19 protein-coding genes and 1 tRNA gene are annotated in these 17,243 nt (G+C 68.4%); 7 read left to right on the forward strand and 13 right to left on the reverse strand.

What is annotated here, in order from left to right; translation table 11 throughout:
* Positions 1-189 precede the first annotated feature (189 nt).
* On the forward strand, positions 190-1,860 hold the full coding sequence (locus tag RCH12_RS03275; RefSeq protein ID WP_327016036.1) for an ATP-binding cassette domain-containing protein: 1,671 nt from the start codon (positions 190-192) through the stop codon (positions 1,858-1,860).
* Between the two features lie 33 nt (positions 1,861-1,893).
* Here RCH12_RS03275 and RCH12_RS03280 read toward each other — a convergent pair whose 3' ends face one another.
* The 6 genes from RCH12_RS03280 to RCH12_RS03305 all read right to left on the reverse strand — a co-directional run bounded on the left by RCH12_RS03280 (position 1,894) and on the right by RCH12_RS03305 (position 5,525).
* Positions 1,894-2,538, reverse strand: coding sequence for a GntR family transcriptional regulator (locus RCH12_RS03280; protein WP_165789151.1), 645 nt, complete (start codon positions 2,536-2,538; stop codon positions 1,894-1,896).
* 182 nt (positions 2,539-2,720) lie between these two features.
* The gene (rplA, locus tag RCH12_RS03285) at positions 2,721-3,410 is read right to left on the reverse strand and encodes a 50S ribosomal protein L1 (RefSeq protein WP_088455017.1); all 690 of its coding nucleotides are present in this window, start codon (positions 3,408-3,410) and stop codon (positions 2,721-2,723) included.
* Between the two features lie 135 nt (positions 3,411-3,545).
* A complete protein-coding gene (gene rplK, locus RCH12_RS03290; protein ID WP_066592266.1) occupies positions 3,546-3,977 on the reverse strand; it encodes a 50S ribosomal protein L11 in 432 nt (143 codons plus the stop codon).
* Positions 3,978-4,084: 107 nt separating this feature from the next.
* Complete coding sequence (gene nusG, locus RCH12_RS03295; RefSeq protein WP_103432690.1) at positions 4,085-5,017, reverse strand: transcription termination/antitermination protein NusG; 933 nt, start codon at positions 5,015-5,017, stop codon at positions 4,085-4,087.
* 120 nt (positions 5,018-5,137) lie between these two features.
* Positions 5,138-5,410: a preprotein translocase subunit SecE gene (gene secE / locus RCH12_RS03300; RefSeq protein ID WP_088455015.1), complete on the reverse strand. Its 273-nt coding sequence runs from the start codon at positions 5,408-5,410 to the stop codon at positions 5,138-5,140.
* Positions 5,411-5,452: 42 nt separating this feature from the next.
* Positions 5,453-5,525 (reverse strand) — tRNA-Trp (locus tag RCH12_RS03305).
* A gap of 151 nt (positions 5,526-5,676) precedes the next feature.
* Here RCH12_RS03305 and RCH12_RS03310 point away from each other — a divergent pair.
* Positions 5,677-6,879, forward strand: a complete 1,203-nt coding sequence (locus RCH12_RS03310; protein ID WP_327016037.1) for a pyridoxal phosphate-dependent aminotransferase — start codon at positions 5,677-5,679, stop codon at positions 6,877-6,879.
* Position 6,880: 1 nt separating this feature from the next.
* Here the strand turns inward: RCH12_RS03310 and RCH12_RS03315 are convergent, their stop codons facing one another.
* On the reverse strand, positions 6,881-7,732 hold the full coding sequence (locus RCH12_RS03315) for a hypothetical protein (protein WP_103432693.1): 852 nt from the start codon (positions 7,730-7,732) through the stop codon (positions 6,881-6,883).
* A gap of 121 nt (positions 7,733-7,853) precedes the next feature.
* Here RCH12_RS03315 and RCH12_RS03320 point away from each other — a divergent pair, with 121 nt between their 5' ends.
* From RCH12_RS03320 to RCH12_RS03335, 4 genes are read left to right on the forward strand one after another with little or no spacing between them, the layout of a single operon-like run.
* Complete coding sequence (locus RCH12_RS03320; protein WP_103432694.1) at positions 7,854-8,750, forward strand: ABC transporter ATP-binding protein; 897 nt, start codon at positions 7,854-7,856, stop codon at positions 8,748-8,750.
* The gene (locus tag RCH12_RS03325) at positions 8,747-9,628 is read left to right on the forward strand and encodes an ABC transporter permease (protein ID WP_327016038.1); all 882 of its coding nucleotides are present in this window, start codon (positions 8,747-8,749) and stop codon (positions 9,626-9,628) included. Before RCH12_RS03320 ends, RCH12_RS03325 begins: the two co-directional genes overlap by 4 nt.
* A 46-nt stretch (positions 9,629-9,674) precedes the next feature.
* A complete protein-coding gene (locus RCH12_RS03330; RefSeq protein ID WP_327016039.1) occupies positions 9,675-10,919 on the forward strand; it encodes a sensor histidine kinase in 1,245 nt (414 codons plus the stop codon).
* Entirely contained in the window at positions 10,916-11,539 is a 624-nt protein-coding gene (locus RCH12_RS03335) for a response regulator (RefSeq protein WP_103432697.1), read from the forward strand. Before RCH12_RS03330 ends, RCH12_RS03335 begins: the two co-directional genes overlap by 4 nt.
* Before the next feature lie 188 nt (positions 11,540-11,727).
* Here RCH12_RS03335 and RCH12_RS03340 read toward each other — a convergent pair whose 3' ends face one another.
* From RCH12_RS03340 to RCH12_RS03350, 3 genes are read right to left on the reverse strand one after another with little or no spacing between them, the layout of a single operon-like run.
* Complete coding sequence (locus tag RCH12_RS03340; protein ID WP_327016040.1) at positions 11,728-12,933, reverse strand: UDP-N-acetylmuramate dehydrogenase; 1,206 nt, start codon at positions 12,931-12,933, stop codon at positions 11,728-11,730.
* A 6-nt stretch (positions 12,934-12,939) separates the two neighbouring features.
* Complete coding sequence (locus tag RCH12_RS03345) at positions 12,940-13,380, reverse strand: MaoC family dehydratase (RefSeq protein WP_088455007.1); 441 nt, start codon at positions 13,378-13,380, stop codon at positions 12,940-12,942.
* On the reverse strand, positions 13,377-13,823 hold the full coding sequence (locus RCH12_RS03350) for an FAS1-like dehydratase domain-containing protein (RefSeq protein WP_088455006.1): 447 nt from the start codon (positions 13,821-13,823) through the stop codon (positions 13,377-13,379). Before RCH12_RS03350 ends, RCH12_RS03345 begins: the two co-directional genes overlap by 4 nt.
* 146 nt (positions 13,824-13,969) lie before the next feature.
* Here RCH12_RS03350 and RCH12_RS03355 point away from each other — a divergent pair, with 146 nt between their 5' ends.
* Complete coding sequence (locus RCH12_RS03355) at positions 13,970-14,410, forward strand: GNAT family N-acetyltransferase (protein WP_327016041.1); 441 nt, start codon at positions 13,970-13,972, stop codon at positions 14,408-14,410.
* Positions 14,411-14,460: 50 nt separating this feature from the next.
* On the opposite strand, the gene RCH12_RS03360 is transcribed toward RCH12_RS03355, so the two are convergent.
* From RCH12_RS03360 to RCH12_RS03370, 3 genes are read right to left on the reverse strand one after another with little or no spacing between them, the layout of a single operon-like run.
* Positions 14,461-15,327, reverse strand: coding sequence for a MetQ/NlpA family ABC transporter substrate-binding protein (locus RCH12_RS03360; protein WP_243399356.1), 867 nt, complete (start codon positions 15,325-15,327; stop codon positions 14,461-14,463).
* A 39-nt stretch (positions 15,328-15,366) separates the two neighbouring features.
* Positions 15,367-16,134 (reverse strand): methionine ABC transporter permease, encoded by a 768-nt coding sequence (locus RCH12_RS03365; RefSeq protein WP_279326960.1) that lies wholly within the window; start codon positions 16,132-16,134, stop codon positions 15,367-15,369.
* Between the two features lie 2 nt (positions 16,135-16,136).
* Positions 16,137-17,123 (reverse strand): methionine ABC transporter ATP-binding protein, encoded by a 987-nt coding sequence (locus RCH12_RS03370; protein ID WP_103432712.1) that lies wholly within the window; start codon positions 17,121-17,123, stop codon positions 16,137-16,139.
* Positions 17,124-17,243 lie beyond the last annotated feature (120 nt).

Raw genomic sequence — 17,243 nt, forward strand, 5'->3', positions numbered from 1 at the left:
GTTTCCTGACCGTGACGCCGCCGCGCACTACGGAGGTTGCATACATTTTGCATCGAACAGCCAGCTAAACGAGACGAAATGGGCACAGATGGTGCCCACCGACGCCTTTTTTGCATACAGCTAGCTCAAGTCCGATTCTGACACTCCGCCAGGCGGTGATGTGGCCGCACCAAGCAGATCCGAGCACTCATGCGCACAGTTGCAGGGCCCAGACGGTGGGGGTTGCTGATCCTGGCCTGCCTGGCCGGCGCCGGCGTGCTGGTGGCGACGCGGCTCGGTGGCGCCGAGGGTGCGCTGCTGCATCCACTGTCGGACCGGCTCCCCCTCGCGACCGCCGGCACGCTGGCCGCACCGATCCTCTCCGGTCTGCTGGGCCTGGGCGGGGGCCTGTTGGCCGCCCGTCGCAGCGGCTGGGTCGACCCGAGGTTGCGGTCGCTGGTGGGGGCCGGCATCGGTGTCTGCCTGGCCTGGCTGGCGCTCGTTCTGGTCTTCTGGTTCGCCGTCCAGGCCGAACTCATGCCGGTACTGGAGGACGGTCCGACGGCCCGTGCCGGCGCGAGCGCCCTGAGCTCAGTGCTGTTGCCCGCCACCGTGATCGTGTTGGGGGCCGCCACAGCCATCACGGTGTCTGTTCGCGCTGCGACTCGGGTGGCCGCGATCGAGGGACACGTGCAGACCGCCCGCAGCCGCGGCCTTCCCACCACCGCGCCGGTCATTCTCCGGGTGTTCCGTCGTACGATGCCCACCATCCTGGCCATCCTGCTCGTCGAGTTCCTGGTGCTCTACGCCAGCGCCCTGACGGTCCAGGCCGTGTTCACCACTCCGGCCCTCGCGACGATGCTGCCGTTGCTGCCCGCCGATAGCCTTCCGTTCGTGCTCGGCGCCTGCTTATCGTGCGTCGTCGGAGTGATCATGACCGGCGTCACGGTCGCTTCGGCCGCACTCGGCCCCGCGGCGCCGCGTCCGCCGCAGACCGGGCCCACGCCCGGCGGACTCGCCGCCGCGCTTCTGGCGGACTCCCGTCAGGCCAGACCGGCCCTGCCGTCCACGATGTTTCGCTCGACCGACCTCCTCGATATCAGGGACCTCTGCCTGCACGACCGTGCTGCGCAGGAGCCTCGAGACACGCTGCACGGAATCAGCCTCACGGCAACGCGCGGTCAGGCGCTGGCGGTCGTCGGCGGCGGCAGTGACGCCACCTCGTCGCTCTGCCACGCCATCGCGGGCCTGCTCCCGCTGGACAGTCCGATCCGGTCCGGGTCGATCCTCTTCGACGGCACCGAACTCGTCGGCCTCGCCGAAGCGGAGTTCCGGCACCTGCGCGGGCAGCAGATCGGGTTCCTCCCGGCACCGGCAGCGGATCGCCTCGACCCCGACGTCCGCATCGGCCATCAACTCGCCGGGATCCTCGCCGGACGGCCGGGACACTCCCGATCCGACGCCCGCTCCGGCGCCGCAGCGCTGCTCACCGCCGTCGGCGTCGACAATGTCGAGGCCGTGTTGTGGGCGTTTCCGCATCAGGTCTCGGCGCTGATCAGCCAGCGGGTTCTACTCGCCGGTGCCCTCGTTCGCGAGCCGCAGCTTCTCGTCGCGGACAATCCGACCGAGGGCCTCGACACGGCCGATGAGGAGAGCTTCCTCGACTCTCTGCACGCGCTTCAGAAGCAGCTTGGTTTCACCCTCATCGTGGCATCGCCCAGGGCTGAGATCATCGCCAGGTGCGACCGGGTCGCGGTCATGAGCGACGACACCATCGTCGAGCACGCTTCGGTCCCCGAGTTGCTCATCGACCCCCGTCACCCGCACAGTCGGCGGCTTCTCGCCGACCGCTCATCAGGGCCACGGCCGATCGGCCGCTGACCGGACGGTGCCGGCAGCGCGGCGCCGACCCGATCAGCCCTCGGTGCCAGAGACGGCGTTGCGGGCGCCGAGGATGTGCCCCCGCATCGCCACCTCGGCCCAGATCGCGTCTCCGGTGCGGAGCGCGGTGAGGATGTCGCGGTGCTGGTGGTTGCTGCGCGCGCGGTACTCGGCACCGCGCCGGCGGAAGGCGGCCGCCATCAGCGGCACCCTGGCGACCGACGAGGTGAGGGTCATCAGCTGGGGGCTGCGAGAGGCCGCCACCACGATGTGGTGGAATTCCGCGTTGAGGCTGCTCAGCGCGGCGAGGCCGGCGTCGTCGTCCGCTGTCAACACGGGTTCCATGGCGTCGATCAGCGCGGCGAGCCTGTCCAGTTCCTCCGCCGTGATGCGGCTGGCCGCGAGCCCGGCGGCGCGGCTCTCGAGTCCGGCCCGCACCATGTACGTCTCACGGACCTCTTCGACGCTCCAGGCCACGACCGTGGCTCCGCGGTTGGGCACGAAGGTCACCAGCCCGGCCTCGTCCAGTCGGCGCAGAGCTTCCCGCACCGGGGTCCGGCTCACTCCGAGTTCCGCGGCCAGAGCCTGTTCTCTCAGCATGGTGTTGGCGCTCAACTGGCCTGACAGGATGCGGGCGCGCAGGGTCAGGTACACCGTTTCACCGCCTGTTGACGCCACGGGTTCCTCCCCCTGGGCAAAGGCACACCCCTGCCGCATGTCGAGCTTTACACACTGCGGCCCCTAAAAGAGGGATACGGCGGAAAATCAGGATCGAGCGCCTCGTACTGGGGGTAGCGGGGTCATCCGGGCGCAAAAAAAGGGCCCGTCTTTCGACGGGCCCTTCTTTCGAGACGGAATCCTTAGATGCTGTTCACATCGAGCGGGATGCCGGGGCCGAACGTGGTCGACACGGCGCCCTTCATGATGTAGCGGCCCTTGGAAGAGCTCGGCTTGAGGCGGACGATCTCCTCGAGTGCGGCACCGATGTTCTCGTTGAGCTGGTCGGCGGAGAAGGAGGCCTTGCCCACGACGAAGTGCACGTTGGAGTGCTTGTCGACGCGGAAGGCGATCTTTCCACCCTTGATGTCGTTCACGGCCTTGGCCACGTCGGGCGTCACGGTTCCGGTCTTCGGGTTGGGCATGAGGCCGCGCGGGCCCAGGACCTTTCCGAGACGACCGACCTTGCCCATGAGCTCGGGGGTCGAGACCGCAGAGTCGAACGAGGTGTAGCCGGCGGCCACCTTCTCGATGAGCTCGTCGCCACCGACCTCGTCGGCGCCGGCAGCGATGGCTGCGTCGGCCGCGGGGCCCGTTGCGAAGACGATGACGCGGGCGGTCTTGCCGGTGCCGTGAGGAAGAATCACGGTGCCGCGGACCATCTGGTCTGCCTTGCGGGGGTCGACGCCGAGCTTGAGCGCGACCTCAACGGTGGAGTTGAACTTGACGGAACCGGTCTCGCGGGCGAGGGTGACGGCTTCGGTGGGGGTGTAGAACTTATCGGCTTCGATCTTCTCGACCGCAGCGCGGTAGGCCTTTGACTTCTGTGCCATTTGAATCTCCTGTAGATGCATGTGCTGAGAGCGTGGTTTTCGTGAGCCTGGCTGGCTCTTCCACTTGGTGCCTGTCGGCAGATCGAGATCGATCATGCCCGTCGGCTGGTGTTCGACGAATCGAACGAAGGGGTATTAGCCCTCGACCGTGATGCCCATGGAGCGAGCGGTTCCGGCGATGATCTTCGACGCAGCGTCGAGGTCGTTGGCGTTGAGGTCAACCATCTTGGCCTCGGCGATTTCGCGAACCTGCGCCTTGGTGAGCTTGGCAACCTTGACGGTGTGCGGCGTTCCGCTGCCCTTGGCAACTCCGGCGGCCTTCTTGATGAGCTCCGCTGCCGGCGGGGTCTTCAGGATGAACGTGAACGAACGGTCATCGTAAACGGTGATCTCAACCGGGATGACGTTGCCGCGCTGGGATTCCGTCTGGGCGTTGTATGCCTTGCAGAATTCCATGATGTTGACGCCGTGCTGTCCCAGCGCCGGCCCGATGGGCGGTGCGGGGTTGGCGGCGCCGGCCTTGATCTGAAGCTTGATCAGACCAGTAACCTTCTTCTTCGGTGCCATTGTTCTTCCTTCGTTATTGATGTTCGAGCGGCCGCGAAGGTCGCTCTCCCGGTGGCCCGGATGGGCCCCGGTGGTTCAGGGCTCTGCTGGCTGAAAGCCGGCGGAGCCTAAAGCTTGGTGACCTGGTCGAAGCTGAGCTCGACCGGGGTCTCACGCTCGAAGAGCGATACGAGCACGATGAGCTTGCCGCTCTCGGGCTTGATCTCGCTGATCGAACCGGGCAGGCCCGCGAACGAGCCTTCCTTGATCGTGATGGTCTCGCCGATTTCGTAGTCGATCTCGGCGGGCAGAACGCGCTGCGCGGCCTTGCCGGGAGCGCCGGACTTGGTGGCCGGAACATCCTTGATCTCCACGAGGCCCTTGAGCATGCCGAAGGCCTCTTCGAAACGCAGCGGGGTGGGGTTGTGCGCGTTGCCCACGAAGCCGGTGACGCCGGGGGTGTGACGCACGACGGACCAGCTGTCTTCGTTGAGATCCATGCGCACCAGCACGTAGCCGGGGATGCGAACACGGGTGACCATCTTGCGCTGGCCGTTCTTGATCTCGACGACGTCTTCCATCGGAACCTCGACCTGGTAGATGTAATCTTCCATGGCCATCGACTGCTTGCGGTTCTCGATGTTCGACTTCACGCGGCGTTCGAAGCCGGCGTAGGAGTGGATGACGAACCACTTGCCGGGCTGGAACCGCAGTTCCTTGCGGAAAGCCTCGTAGGGGTCTTCGTCTTCGGCGTCGACCTCTTCTTCGTCTTCGACGGCTTCGACGGCGGCCTCGGCCTCGTCGGCGTTGTCGATGTCGAGGGCGTCCTCGACGATGGCGTCGGCTTCCGGGTCGGTCGACTCGGTGAGAGCGTCCAGGGCGGCGTCGAGATCGACTTCGATGTCGGCGTTTTCGTCTTCGACGTGCAGGGCGACCTGCTCGGCGGCTTCGACGGACGTCTCGTCGGCGGCGAGGGTGTTGCCCTCCTGCGCCTCATCGTCGTTGGAGGACTGCTCGGCGGCGGTGGCCCAGTCGACGTCGTCGCGATTGGTCTCAGTCACTAAATATCAATCCTTCTTCTATTGCGTGGGCGTGAGGCCGCACAGTGCTGTTCACTGTTGTGGTGCTGGCTCACCGGTCCACGTGCATGATCAGTCAGGATGCCGCTCTCGCGGCACCGGTCAACTGGGAGTGCCGAATACGTACGTGACGACGAGCGCGAACACCCAGTCGAGTGCCGATACCAGCGCCATCATGATCACGACGAAAATCAGAACCACTCCGGTGTAGCTGAGCAGTTCCTTGCGGGTCGGGGTGACGACCTTGCGAAGTTCGGCCAGGACCTGCTTGATAAACAGGGACACCCGAGCGAATGGTCCGCGTTTGGTTTCGCGGGCCACTTTGGCGTTGGCGACGATTTCCTCGCTGGGTTCGTCGATAACTTTTCGGGCCACCTGTTACACCTTTCGTGGGCCGGCGGAAAGACCACCGACTTGCAGGGCGGACAGGACTCGAACCTGCAACCTGCGGTTTTGGAGACCGCTGCTCTACCAATTGAGCCACCACCCTATGAAGCGAAACCGTCCAGCTTCAAACGACCAAAATAGGCGCAAAAAAGCTTGGCAGATTTCAACTACCGGACCAAGTCTAGGTCACGGCGAGAGCCCTGTAAAGCCAGCCCCCCTGTTCCCCGAACACGACCGCCCCGTATGCTCGTACCGTGGCACACGACATCAAACGGATTTCCACCAGAATCGGCTCCATCGCGGAGTCCGCGACCCTCAAGGTCGACGGCAAGGCCAAGGCGCTGCAGGCGGCCGGCCGGCCGGTGATCAGCTTCGCCGCGGGCGAGCCCGATTTCCCCACCCCGCCGCACATCGTCGAGGCCGCTCTGGCCGCCGTGTCCGACCCGCGCAACCACCGGTACACCCCGGCGGCCGGGCTGCCGGACCTGCGCGAGGCCATCGCCGCGAAGACCCTGCGGGACAGCGGCCTGGCGGTGCCCCCGTCCCGGGTGCTCGTGACCAACGGCGGCAAGCAGGCCGTCTACCAGGCCTTCGCCACCCTGCTCGATCCGGGCGACGAGGTGCTTCTGCCCACGCCGTACTGGACCACCTACCCCGAGGCGATCCGACTGGCCGGCGGCGTGCCCGTCGACGTGTTCGCCGGCAGCGACCAGGGCTACCTGGTCACCGTCGAGCAGCTCGAGGCCGCCCGCACCGACAAGACCAAGGTGCTTCTGTTCGTCTCGCCGTCCAACCCCACCGGCGCCGTCTACTCCGAGGAGCAGACCCGCGCCATCGGCGAATGGGCCCAGGAGCACGGGCTCTGGGTCATCAGCGATGAGATCTACCAGAACCTCACCTATGACGGTGTCAAAGCGGTGTCGATCGTCGAGGTCGTCCCGGAGCTGGCCGACCGCACCATCCTGGTCAACGGCGTCGCCAAGACCTATGCCATGACCGGCTGGCGGTTGGGCTGGATGGTCGGACCGCAGGATGCGATCACCGCCGCGGCCAACCTGCAGTCACACCTCTCCTCGAACGTGTCGAACATCTCCCAGCGCGCCGGTATCGCCGCGCTGAACGGCCCGCAGGACGACGCCGAGGCCATGCGGGTCGCGTTCGACCGTCGGCGCAAGCTCATCGTCGCCGAGCTCAACAAGATTCCGGGCATCCGCACACCCACCCCGCAGGGCGCGTTCTACGTCTACCCCGACGTGACCGGGCTGCTCGGTCGCAGCTGGGGCGGGGTCACCCCCACCTCCTCGCTCGAGTTGGCCGACCTGATTCTGGATCAGGCCGAGGTGGCCGCGGTTCCCGGTGAGGCCTTCGGTCCCAGCTGCTTCCTGCGGCTGTCCTACGCGCTGGGCGACGACGCGCTCCTGGAGGGTGTCCAGCGCCTGCAGAAGCTGTTCTCCTAGCTCAGGAAGCCGGTTCGACGATGACAGCGAGACCGGCGCGCAGCTCCTCGAAGGGGCTCTGACCGGCATCGACCAGCGCCGTCGGGCACGTCACCACGATGTACATGGCCGATTCGGCCAACGGCATGGCCCGGACGGCGATCTCGTTCGTGTAACTCACCCCCATCTCCGGCTCCAGGTAGTCGATGCGGGTGGTGAGGAATTCGATGCGTTCGTCGGCGCCCGGGAGGTTGATGCCGAAGTCAGTGCTGCTGCGGTCGCCGACCAGCGTGGCCTGGTTGCCGGCGTCCAACTGCTGCTGCTCGAAAGTGGCCATGGTCGCGACGGTGTCGCTGAGGTCATCCGTCGCGTCGAGGTCGTATGCGGGCTGTTTGTTCTGCGATGAGGTGAACAGGCAGCCGAGTTCGACGTTCTCGGACTGGTTGATGCCGGCCTGGTCGAAGGTGAGGATCTCCCAGCCGGTCTGCATCGGGTAGCCCCAGATCGGGAACGTCGAGCCGACGTCGACGTGCTCGTCGAGCGGGATCAGGGCGCCCGCCGCGATCTCCGTGGACTCCGCTGAGGACGTCGGCGTCGGCTCCGCGACGTCGGTGGCGACCTCCGTCGGCACCGCGAGCACTCCGGCCCGGCCCGCGTTCACGCCGTCGACCACGCTGCCGCCGACCAGGAAACCGCCGACCACCGCGCCCGTGACGGACAGCACCGCGAAGCCGGCGACCGGCAGCCACAGCCACGGCCGCAGCGCGCTGCGACGTTTCTCGGGGGCGCCGCTCACCGGGGCGTCGACCACTGCCGGCTCCCCCGCCGCTCCCGCGGGCTCCTGGTGTGTGTTGGCTTCATTGGCGTCGTTCATGGTATTTCTCCCCCGGTTTGTTCCCCGAACCCTATCGACCTTTGGCATCCACCGGGTGGTGGATGGGCAGGTCGGTCGGGAGGGTGTTGCCCAGAATCGGCACTGGGACGATTGTGGGTACATGACTACTTCACCTCCGGCAGTGCGCGTCTCGCGGCTGAGTAAGTCGTACGGCGCGTTCGATGCCGTCAACGACATCAGCTTCGACATCCGTCCCGGCGAGACCTTTGCGCTGCTCGGACCCAACGGGGCCGGGAAGAGCAGCACCATCGAAATCCTTGAGGGTTACCGCGACCGGTCTGAGGGCGACGTCACGGTTCTGGGCGTTGACCCGCAGCACGCCGGCCTGGACTGGAAGGCCCGCATCGGCATCGTCCTGCAATCCAGCGGTGAGAGCGGCAACGCCACAGTGCTCGAGCAGCTGCGGCACTTCGCGAGCCTGTACCCCAACCCCCGACCGGTGGAGGAGGTCCTCGCCGCGGTCGGGCTCCAGGAGAAGGCGAAGACCCGCATCCACCGGCTCTCCGGCGGTCAGCAACGACGGGTGGATGTTGCGCTCGGCATCATCGGCCGGCCGGAACTGCTTTTCCTGGACGAGCCGACCACCGGATTCGACCCCGAGGCCCGGCACCAGTTCTGGGATCTCATCCGCACCCTCAAGGGTGAGGGCACCACCATTCTGCTGACCACCCACAACCTCGACGAGGCGGCGGAGCTCAGCGACCGCGCCGGCATCATCGTGGGCGGCCGGCTCATCGACATCGGCACGATCGGCGAACTCGGCGGCCCGGCCGCCCGTATCCCGATGGTGCGCTGGCGGGACGCCGACGGGGTGCAGCGGGAAGCGCGCACCGATACCCCCGCGGGCCTGGTCGCCCAGCTGGCCAGGGACCTCGGCGGCGAACCCGCCGAACTGCAGGTCATCCGACCCAGCCTCGAAGACATCTACCTGGGCCTGGTGCGCGGTCACGCGGCCGGTAGCACCAGCGACACCGCAAGCACGGAGGTACTCGCATGAGCGCGACCCTGACCCCGCAACCGACCCCGCAGTTGCCCCAACCGGCCGGTCACCGCACCACTCGGCACGGGTTTTTCAGCCTGGGCCTGGCCCGCATCGGCTTCGAGATCAAGCTGTATTTCCGCTCCACCGACACCGTCTTCTTCACGTTCCTGTTCCCGTTCATCATGCTGGGCATCTTCACCGCGGCGTTCAGCGCTCAGGGCAACATCGGCACCAACCCGGACGGCTCCGGAGGCATCAGCGTCGGCGCGTATTACCTGCCCGGCATGCTGGCCGCGGGCATGCTGCTCTCCGGCCTGCAGAACCTCGCGATCGACATCGCCGGCGAGAAGGGCGACGGCACCCTCAAACGGCTCGGCGGCACCCCGCTGTCGCCGCTGAGCTACTTCATCGGCAAGATCGGCCAGGTGCTCGTCACGGGCATCCTGCAGGCGGTACTGCTGCTGATCGTGGCCCGGTTCGCCTTCGATATCGCCCTGCCCACCGAGCCGGAGAAGTGGCTCACCTTCATCTGGGTGTTCCTGCTCGGCGTGATCACCTGCGCATTCCTGGGCATCGCCCTCTCGGCCCTGCCGAGGTCCGGCCGCAGCGCGTCGGCAGTGGTGATCCCGATCGTGCTGGTGCTGCAGTTCATCTCCGGCGTCTACCTGCAGTTCAACGCCCTGCCGGACTGGATGCAGAACGTCGCCAGCCTGTTCCCGCTCAAGTGGATGGCGCAGGGCATGCGTGCGGTGTTCCTGCCGGACAGCTTCGCCGCCCAGGAGCAGAACGGCGCTTGGGAGTTGGGCCTGGTGGCGATCGCGCTGCTGATCTGGCTGGTGGTGGGGCTCGTCGGCAGTCGGCTCACCTTCCGTTGGATCCGCAAGGACTCCTGATGCACCGCCCGTGCCCGGGGTGTGCGGCACATGGGATGCTTGTCGCATGAGCACACGGCGCTGGTGGGATGTGGCGGTCGCCGGGGCGCTGGCCGTCCTCGCCGTCATGGCGATCGAGGGCTCCGGCGGGGGCGCACCGGCACGGATCGGGGCGCTCCTCAGCCTCGCGGCCGTCGGCGTGGCGTACCTCGGCTGGGGCCGTTTGGCCATCGCCAGGGCAACCGACCGGCCGGAGGTCCCGCCCTCGGTCGCCGACACCGGTTTCCGGGTGGTCGTGATCGTGTCTTGCGGCGTCGCGACGGCGTTCGACCCGAGCATGGCCACGCTGCAGACGTTGGTGTTCCCGTTTCTCTGGGTGCTCGCCAGAACATACCGGGGCGCGGTGCTGCTCAACATCACGCTGGCCACCGTGACCGGGCTGGGCCTGTGGATCAGCGGCGGGCGCACGGCGGACGCCGCCGTGCAGGCGGCCGCCATCGAAGGAATCTCACTGGCGTTCGCGCTGGCGATGGGCACCTGGATCTCCCGCATCGTCGAGGCCGGCGCCTACCAGCGCCGGCTGGTGGAGGAACTCACCCTGGCCCAGGACGAGCTGGCGGCGGCGCAGCGGGATGCCGGCAGCGCGGCCGAGCGTGAGCGGTTGGCCCGCGAGATCCACGACACCATCGCGCAGAGCCTCACCAGCCTGGTGATGCTCACCCAGCGCACCCGCTCCGAACTCGCCGCCGTTCCCGGCGACACGTCGGCCGTTGCCGACAGTCTCGACCTGATCGAGTCGACCGGGCGCGACGCCCTCACCGAGGCCCGTGCCCTGGTGGCGTCGATGTCGCCGGTGCGCGCCGCCGACGGCGACCTCGCTCACACCGTGACCCGGCTCGCGGAACGCTTCGAGAGGGAGACCGGGATCCAGGTGACCGTCGACCTCACCGGCCTCGACCCGGCGGGCACGGCCGGGTCTGCGGGGTTGGACCGCTCCCTCGAGGTGGTCCTGCTGCGCTGCGGCCAGGAGGGCCTCGCCAATGTGCGCAAGCACTCCGGCGCCGGCGCCGCACGCGTCACCATCGCTCGCACACCCCACGAGGTCGCCCTCACCGTCACCGACAACGGCCGGGGCCTGGGCGCCTACCGCCCGGAGTCCGAGCACGGCTTCGGGCTGACGGGTATGCGCGACAGGGTCGGCCTGGTGGGCGGCCGGCTCGAGGTGACCGATGCGGCGAACGGCTCGGGCACGGTGCTGCGGGTGACCCTGCCCCTGTTGGCGACGGCGCCCAGCACCGGCGGGCGCGGATGATCCGGGTGCTGGTCGCCGACGACCATCCGATCGTGCGCGGCGGCATTGTGGGCCTGCTCGGCGGCGCCGACGACATCGAGGTGGTCGGCGAGGCCGCCGACGGAGCCGTGGCGGTGCGACTGGCCGGGGAGTTGCGGCCCGACCTGGTGCTGATGGACCTGCGGATGCCGCACCTGGACGGCGCCGCCGCCACCGCGCAGATTCTGGCGCAGAACCCGGCCACCCGGGTTCTGATCCTCACCACGTACGAGTCCGACGACCAGATCCTCGGCGCGATCGCCGCCGGCGCCAGCGGCTACCTGCTCAAGGCGGCCCCGCAGGCGGAGATCATCGAGGGTGTGCGCTCGGTATACGGCGGCCAGACCGTGCTGGCGCCCGTGATCGCCGCCAGGCTGGTGCAGCGGGTGCGGGCGGATGCCGCGCCGGCACCCCGGCTGTCGGCCCGCGAACTGCAGGTGCTCCGCCTGGTGGCGGCCGGCGAGAGCAACCCGCAGATCGCCCGGTCGCTGTTCATCGGCGAGGCCACGGTGAAGACGCACCTGCTGCACGTGTTCGAGAAGCTCGGCGTGGGCGACCGCACCCGGGCGGTCACGCTCGCGATGGAGCTGCGCCTGCTCTGACGCATCCGCCCGCCCGCCGACGTGCCGCAAACCACCCCCGTGCGCTGTTCCCAGAGGGACTTTCGCCGCAAGTCACCCGCGGGGGCTTCACCGGATGCGTCAGTCGCGAGTTGCCAGTTCTCGCCCTTTCGGAGCGCCGGAGGGGGCTTCAACTGGCAAGTCGGCGGCGGGAGGCGGGAGGCGGGAGGCTAGAGCAGCGAGAAGCCCACGAAGACGGGTTCCGGGTGCAGGATGACGCCGAAGTCGGCCTGCACGCGCTGCTGCACGAACCGGGCGAGCTGGCCGATCTCGTCCGCGGTGGCGGTACCGGTGTTGGTGATGGCCAGGGAGTGCTTGCTCGAGATCGCCGCGCCGGAGCCGGGCAGCCGGAAGCCACGGTGGATGCCGGAGTTCTCGATCAGCCAGGCGGCGCTGAGCTTCACCGTGCGCAGAACCTCCACGCCCGGCATCGGCCCCACACCGGCGTACTCGTCGAGCGGGATCACCCGGTCAGGCAGCTCGATCTCGGCCTGCTTCCAGCGCGGGGCCTCGTCGGGCAGGGTGCGGGCAAAGCTCTCGGTGACGATCGGGTTGGTGAAGAACGAGCCGGCGCTGTAGGTGTCGGGGTCGGCGGCGTCGAGCACCATGCCCTTGCCGGCCCGGAGGCCGAGCACGCTCTGGCGCAATTCGGCCAGCGGCACCCGGTCGCCCAGCTGTACCCCGAGGGCGTTGGCCAGCTGCGGGTAGGTCACCGGCTGGCTCAGGGCGCTGCCGAGCACAGCGGCCTGTGCCGACATGTCGCGCAGCTCGAGTTCGATGGCGAGCACCACTCCGCGGCGGCCCTGCTTGAGCACCGAGGTGCGGTAGCCCAGGCCGAGTTCGGCGGCACTGAGCCGCTCCACCTCGCCGGACTCGAAGTCGAGGAAGTCGATGGCGGCCAGGCTGTTGGCCAGGTCCTGGCCGTAGGCGCCGATGTTCTGCACCGGGGCCGCACCGCTGGTCCCCGGAATACCGGAGAGGGCCTCGATGCCGGCCCAGCCGTTGGCCACCGTGAGGGCGACGAGGTCGTCCCACGGTTCGCCGGCCTGCACGCGGATGCGCACCGGGCGCCCGTCGACATCCCCGTCGGTTTCCGCGCCGGCGCCGGTCTCGGCCGACGGGGCGAGCACCTCCACACCCCGCGTGCACACCCGGATGACGGTGCCGTCGAAGCCGGTGTCGGCCGCGACGGTGTTCGAGCCACCGCCGAGCAGCACCCACGGTTCGTCGGAGCCCCAGGCATCCAGGGCCGCCTGGATCAAGCCGGCCTCATCGGCCGGTGCAACGAGGTGCGTGGGGGCACCGCCGACCCGCAGGGTCGTCAGGTCGGCCAGGGTCACGGTCGCCGGAACAGGCGCGGCTACGGGGTCGGTCATGGTCGCCTAGACCAGCGAGACGCGCGCCTGCGCCTTGCCGAGAACGGTGACGGAATTGAAGGTCACGGTGAGATCGATCCGCGCCACGCCGGCATCCGCGTCGAGCGCGCCCACCTTGGCGACCACGGTCACCACGGCGCCGAGGTCGGGGTCCACCGGCACCGGCCGGGTGAAGCGCACCTGGTAGTCCAGCACCCGGGCCGAGTCGCCGACCCAGTCCACGACGGGTTGGATGGCCAGGCCCATGGTGAGCATGCCGTGCGCGAGCACGCCAGGCAGCCCCACCGCGTGGGCGACGTCGTCGCGGTAGTGGATCGGGTTGAAGTCGCCGGAGGCGCCCGCGTAGCGCACGAGGGAGTCCCGGGTCAGCGGGAAGCTGCTCTCGGCGACGATGTCGCCCACGGTGAGGCTCTCAAGGCTGGGCGTGACGGGTGCGCTGGTGGTCATTCGTCTCCCCTGACGACGAGGGTGGAGGTGGCGGTGACCACGTGGGCGCCGGTGGCATCGACGATTGTCGACTCCGCGGTGACCATCGAGTGGCCGCCGAGGCTCTTCACGCTGGCGACGCGCAGCGTGGCGGTGAGTTCGTCACCGGCCACGATCGGGCGGCTGTAGCTGAACCGCTGGTCGCCGTGCACCACCCGGGTGAAGTCGATGCCGGCGTCGGGCTCGGCAAGCAGCTGGGCGAGGGTCGCCTCCTGCACCACCACGGCGAATGTCGGCGGCGCGACGATGTCGCTGTGCCCCGCGGCACGGGCGGCGTCGGGGTCGAAATTGATCGGGTTGGTCGCGAAGACTGCACGCGAGAACTCGCGCACCTTCTCCCGGCCGACCAGATACGGCGGCACGGCGGGAAAGACCCGACCCTGGATTGCTGGATTCACGGACACGTATCGAGTGTACTTGCGCCACGCAAGCGGGCGCTGGCCCGTGCCGCCACTCGGGTGGTGGCACGGGCCAGAATTGTCCGGTCGGGCCGGTTAGGGCAGACTTGGCCCAGTGGATTACGTACAGGTCGCACTGACCGCCCCCGAGGTTGCCCCCCCTGCTCACCGGCCTGCGCCAGGAGTACGACGCCCGCTACGGGCACGGCGCCGGCGAGTCGGTGCTGGATGTCGAAGCCGGCGAGTTCGAGTCGCCGACCGGAGCGTTCGTGGTGCTCCTGGACGACGGCACGACGGTCGCGGGCGGCGGCATCCGGCGCATCGACGACACCGTCGTGGAGATCAAGCGCATGTGGACGAACCCCGACTACCGCCGCCAGGGCTACGCCAGCCGGATGCTGCGCGAACTGGCCGGCCTCGCCCGCCAGCTCGGCTATCAGACGGTGCGGCTCGAAACCGGGCATGCCCAGCCCGAAGCCCTGGCGCTGTACCGTCGGTTGGGATTCGCCGAGATCGGCAGCTACGGTCCCTACGAGAACGCGACGGCCTTTGAGCTCGACCTCGACGCTGTCACGACGAAGCCCCGCCACTGAGGCCGTAGCGGCCGGCAGTGACGGGGCGTGCGAGCGCGGGGTCGTCAGGGTCAGACGGCGGGGATGACCAGTCCGCCCCAGGTCTCCTCCATGTAGGCCTGCGTCTCGTCGGAGAGCAGCAGCTCCGTGAGCTTGACGATGCGCGGGTCGTTCTCCAGCTCGGGCGTGGTGGCCAGCACGTTGAAGTACGGGCTGTCCGAGCCCTCGATCAGGATCGCCTGGTCGGCGGTGAGGCCGGCCGGCAGAGCGAACGAGATGGTGACGAACGCCACGTCGACGTCCTGCACGGCCTGCGGCAGGGTGGCGTTCTCGATCTCGCGGAACTCGTACTTGTTGGGGTTGTCGGTGATGTCGGCGAGCGAGGTGGGCTCGTCCGTCGTCTCGATCAGGCCCTCCGCGGCGAGGATCTTGAGCGCGCGGCCCTCGTTGGTCGGGTCGTTGGGGATGGCGATGGTGGCGCCGTCCTTGAGGTCGTCGAGGGAGTCCACGGTGTTGCTGTAGAACGCGGCGCTGGGCAGGTAGATCTCGCCGACGCTCACCAGGCTGCCGCCGGCCTGCTCGTTGTAGGTCTTCAGGAAGGTGGCGTTCTGGAACAGGTTCGCGTCGATCGATCCGTCGGACAGGGCCACGTTGGGGGTGTTGTAGTCGGTGAAGTCCTGGAAGGTGATGTCCAGCCCGGCGTCGGCGGCCAGGTTGTCCTGCACGAACTTGAGGATGTCGCCGGCCGGGGTGGCCAGGGCGCCCACCGTGATCGTGCCGAGGTCGTCGCCGGCTCCGGTCGTGGCGGGTTCGTCGGTCGTTCCCGCGCAGGCGGTGAGGGCGAACAGGGCGGAGAGGGTGACGGCGGCACCGGCAAGGCGCGTTCCGCGGGAGGTGAACTGCATGGGAGGGCTCTTCTCGTGGGTGGTGGTGGCCACGCCGTCATACTGACGCGGCGCGGTCGGGTGGGGTCTGGGTTACGCGCCGGTGACGGCGCTGGCGCGCAGGGCCGGTACTGTCTTCTCCGCGCGATTCGGCCGGGACCTGTGCGCGAATCGCTTGGCCAGCATCGTCGCCAGCCCCTGCAGCACCATGACGATCACGAAGATCACGATGATCACGGCGACCATGTGGATGGTGCTGTAGCGCTGGTAGCCGTAGCGCACGGCCACGTCGCCCAAGCCGCCGCCGGCGACGGTGCCGACCATGGCCGAGAAATTGATGATGGACGTCACCGTGGTCGACAGGCCCAGGATCATCGGCGAGAGCGCCTCGGGCACGAGGACCTTGGACACGATCTGCCAACGGGTCGCACCGAGCGACTCCGCGGCCTCGATCAGGCCGGTGTCGACCTCCTTGATCGCGATCTCCACCATCCGGGCGAAGAACGGGATGGCCACAACGGCCAGCGGCACGATGGCGGCGGTGGGCCCGATGAAGGTGCCCACCACCAGCCTGGTGAACGGGATCAGGGCCACCATCAGGATGATGAACGGCACGCTGCGGCCGAGGTTGACGATGAAGTCGAGCACCCGGTTGACCACCCGGCCGAGCCGGCGGGAGCCGAACGGGCTCTCGAACAGGCCGCCGGGTTCGGTGCCGACGAGCACGATGCCCAGCGGCAGGCCCACGATGATGGTGATGAGCAGCGAGACGCCGACCATGTAGAGGGTCTGGCCGGTGCCGATGAGCAGCACCTGGAACAGATCAGACCAGAATTGCGGCAGCGATGGATCCAGAAGCACGGTTACTCCCCCACGATTTCGACGAGCATGCCCTGGCTGCGCAGGTCTGAGATGGGCGCGGCATTGCCAGCCGCGCTACCCGGCAGCGCCAGTCGGGTGCGGCCGGCCTGGTTGCCGCCGATGGTCTCGATGGCCGCGCCGAGGATCGACACGTCCAGACCGTAGGTGCGGGCCAGCTGGGCGATCACGGGGCGGTCGGCCGACCCGCCGCTGAAGGTGATGTCGATGACGGTGTCGCCCGGCAGGCTCGGCACGGCGCCGAGCGGGAAGAGCTCGTGCGCGAGGCGGGACCCGGCGGTGGAGATCAGCGAGACGATACGCCCCTGCTCGACGATCCGGCCGCCCTCGATCAGCGCGGCGGAATCGCAGATGCGCTTGACGACATCCATCTCGTGCGTGATCAACAGCACCGTCAGGCCCAGGTCGGTGTTGATGGTCTTGACCAGGTCGAGGATCGACCGCGTGGTTTCGGGGTCCAGCGCGCTGGTGGCCTCGTCGGAGAGCAACACCTTGGGGCTGCCGGCCAGGGCCCTGGCGATGCCGACACGCTGCTTCTGACCGCCGGAGAGCTCCGCCGGGTAGGCGCCGGCCTTGTCGGCGAGGCCGACCAGGTCGAGGATCTCGAGGGCACGGCGGCGGCGGGCGTCGCCGTCGACGCCGATGATCTCCAGGCCCAGTTCCACGTTCCCGCGCACCGTGCGGCCGGCCAGCAGGTTGAAGTGCTGGAAGACCATGCCGATCTTGCGCCGGGCACGACGCAGATCGGCGGGCGAGAGCGCGGTGAGCTCGTCGCCGTCGACGGTCACGGTGCCGGCGTCCGGCCGTTCGAGCAGGTTGACCGCGCGGATCAGGGTGCTCTTACCGGCACCGCTCTGACCGATCACCCCGAAGATCTCCCCCTCGGCGACCTCGAGCGAGACGTCCTGCAGGGCAGCGGTGACGGTGCCGCCGGAGCGGAAGGTCTTGGAGACGTGCTGTACGGAGATCACGGTGGTCCTGAGGGTTCTCAGCGGCCTTGTACCGCAGTGATTCCGAGTGTGTCAATCGCAACGCCGCGGGCCAAATCACTGTGACGAAATAAGTCGCCGGGCCTCGGGAAGCCGCACCGA

The organism is Cryobacterium sp. MP_3.1 (genome assembly GCF_035984795.1).
GTDB classification, from domain to species: Bacteria; Actinomycetota; Actinomycetes; order Actinomycetales; family Microbacteriaceae; genus Cryobacterium; species Cryobacterium zongtaii.

Coding starts and splice junctions, on each gene's coding strand:
- RCH12_RS03330 (WP_327016039.1), top strand. CDS start 9,675: ATGAGCACACGGCGCTGGTGGGATGTGGCGGTCGCCGGGGCGCTGGCC.
- RCH12_RS03340 (WP_327016040.1), bottom strand. CDS start 12,933: ATGACCGACCCCGTAGCCGCGCCTGTTCCGGCGACCGTGACCCTGGCC.
- RCH12_RS03325 (WP_327016038.1), top strand. CDS start 8,747: ATGAGCGCGACCCTGACCCCGCAACCGACCCCGCAGTTGCCCCAACCG.
- RCH12_RS03345 (WP_088455007.1), bottom strand. CDS start 13,380: ATGACCACCAGCGCACCCGTCACGCCCAGCCTTGAGAGCCTCACCGTG.
- RCH12_RS03320 (WP_103432694.1), top strand. CDS start 7,854: ATGACTACTTCACCTCCGGCAGTGCGCGTCTCGCGGCTGAGTAAGTCG.
- RCH12_RS03315 (WP_103432693.1), bottom strand. CDS start 7,732: ATGAACGACGCCAATGAAGCCAACACACACCAGGAGCCCGCGGGAGCG.
- RCH12_RS03335 (WP_103432697.1), top strand. CDS start 10,916: ATGATCCGGGTGCTGGTCGCCGACGACCATCCGATCGTGCGCGGCGGC.
- rplA (WP_088455017.1), bottom strand. CDS start 3,410: ATGGCACAGAAGTCAAAGGCCTACCGCGCTGCGGTCGAGAAGATCGAA.
- RCH12_RS03275 (WP_327016036.1), top strand. CDS start 190: ATGCGCACAGTTGCAGGGCCCAGACGGTGGGGGTTGCTGATCCTGGCC.
- rplK (WP_066592266.1), bottom strand. CDS start 3,977: ATGGCACCGAAGAAGAAGGTTACTGGTCTGATCAAGCTTCAGATCAAG.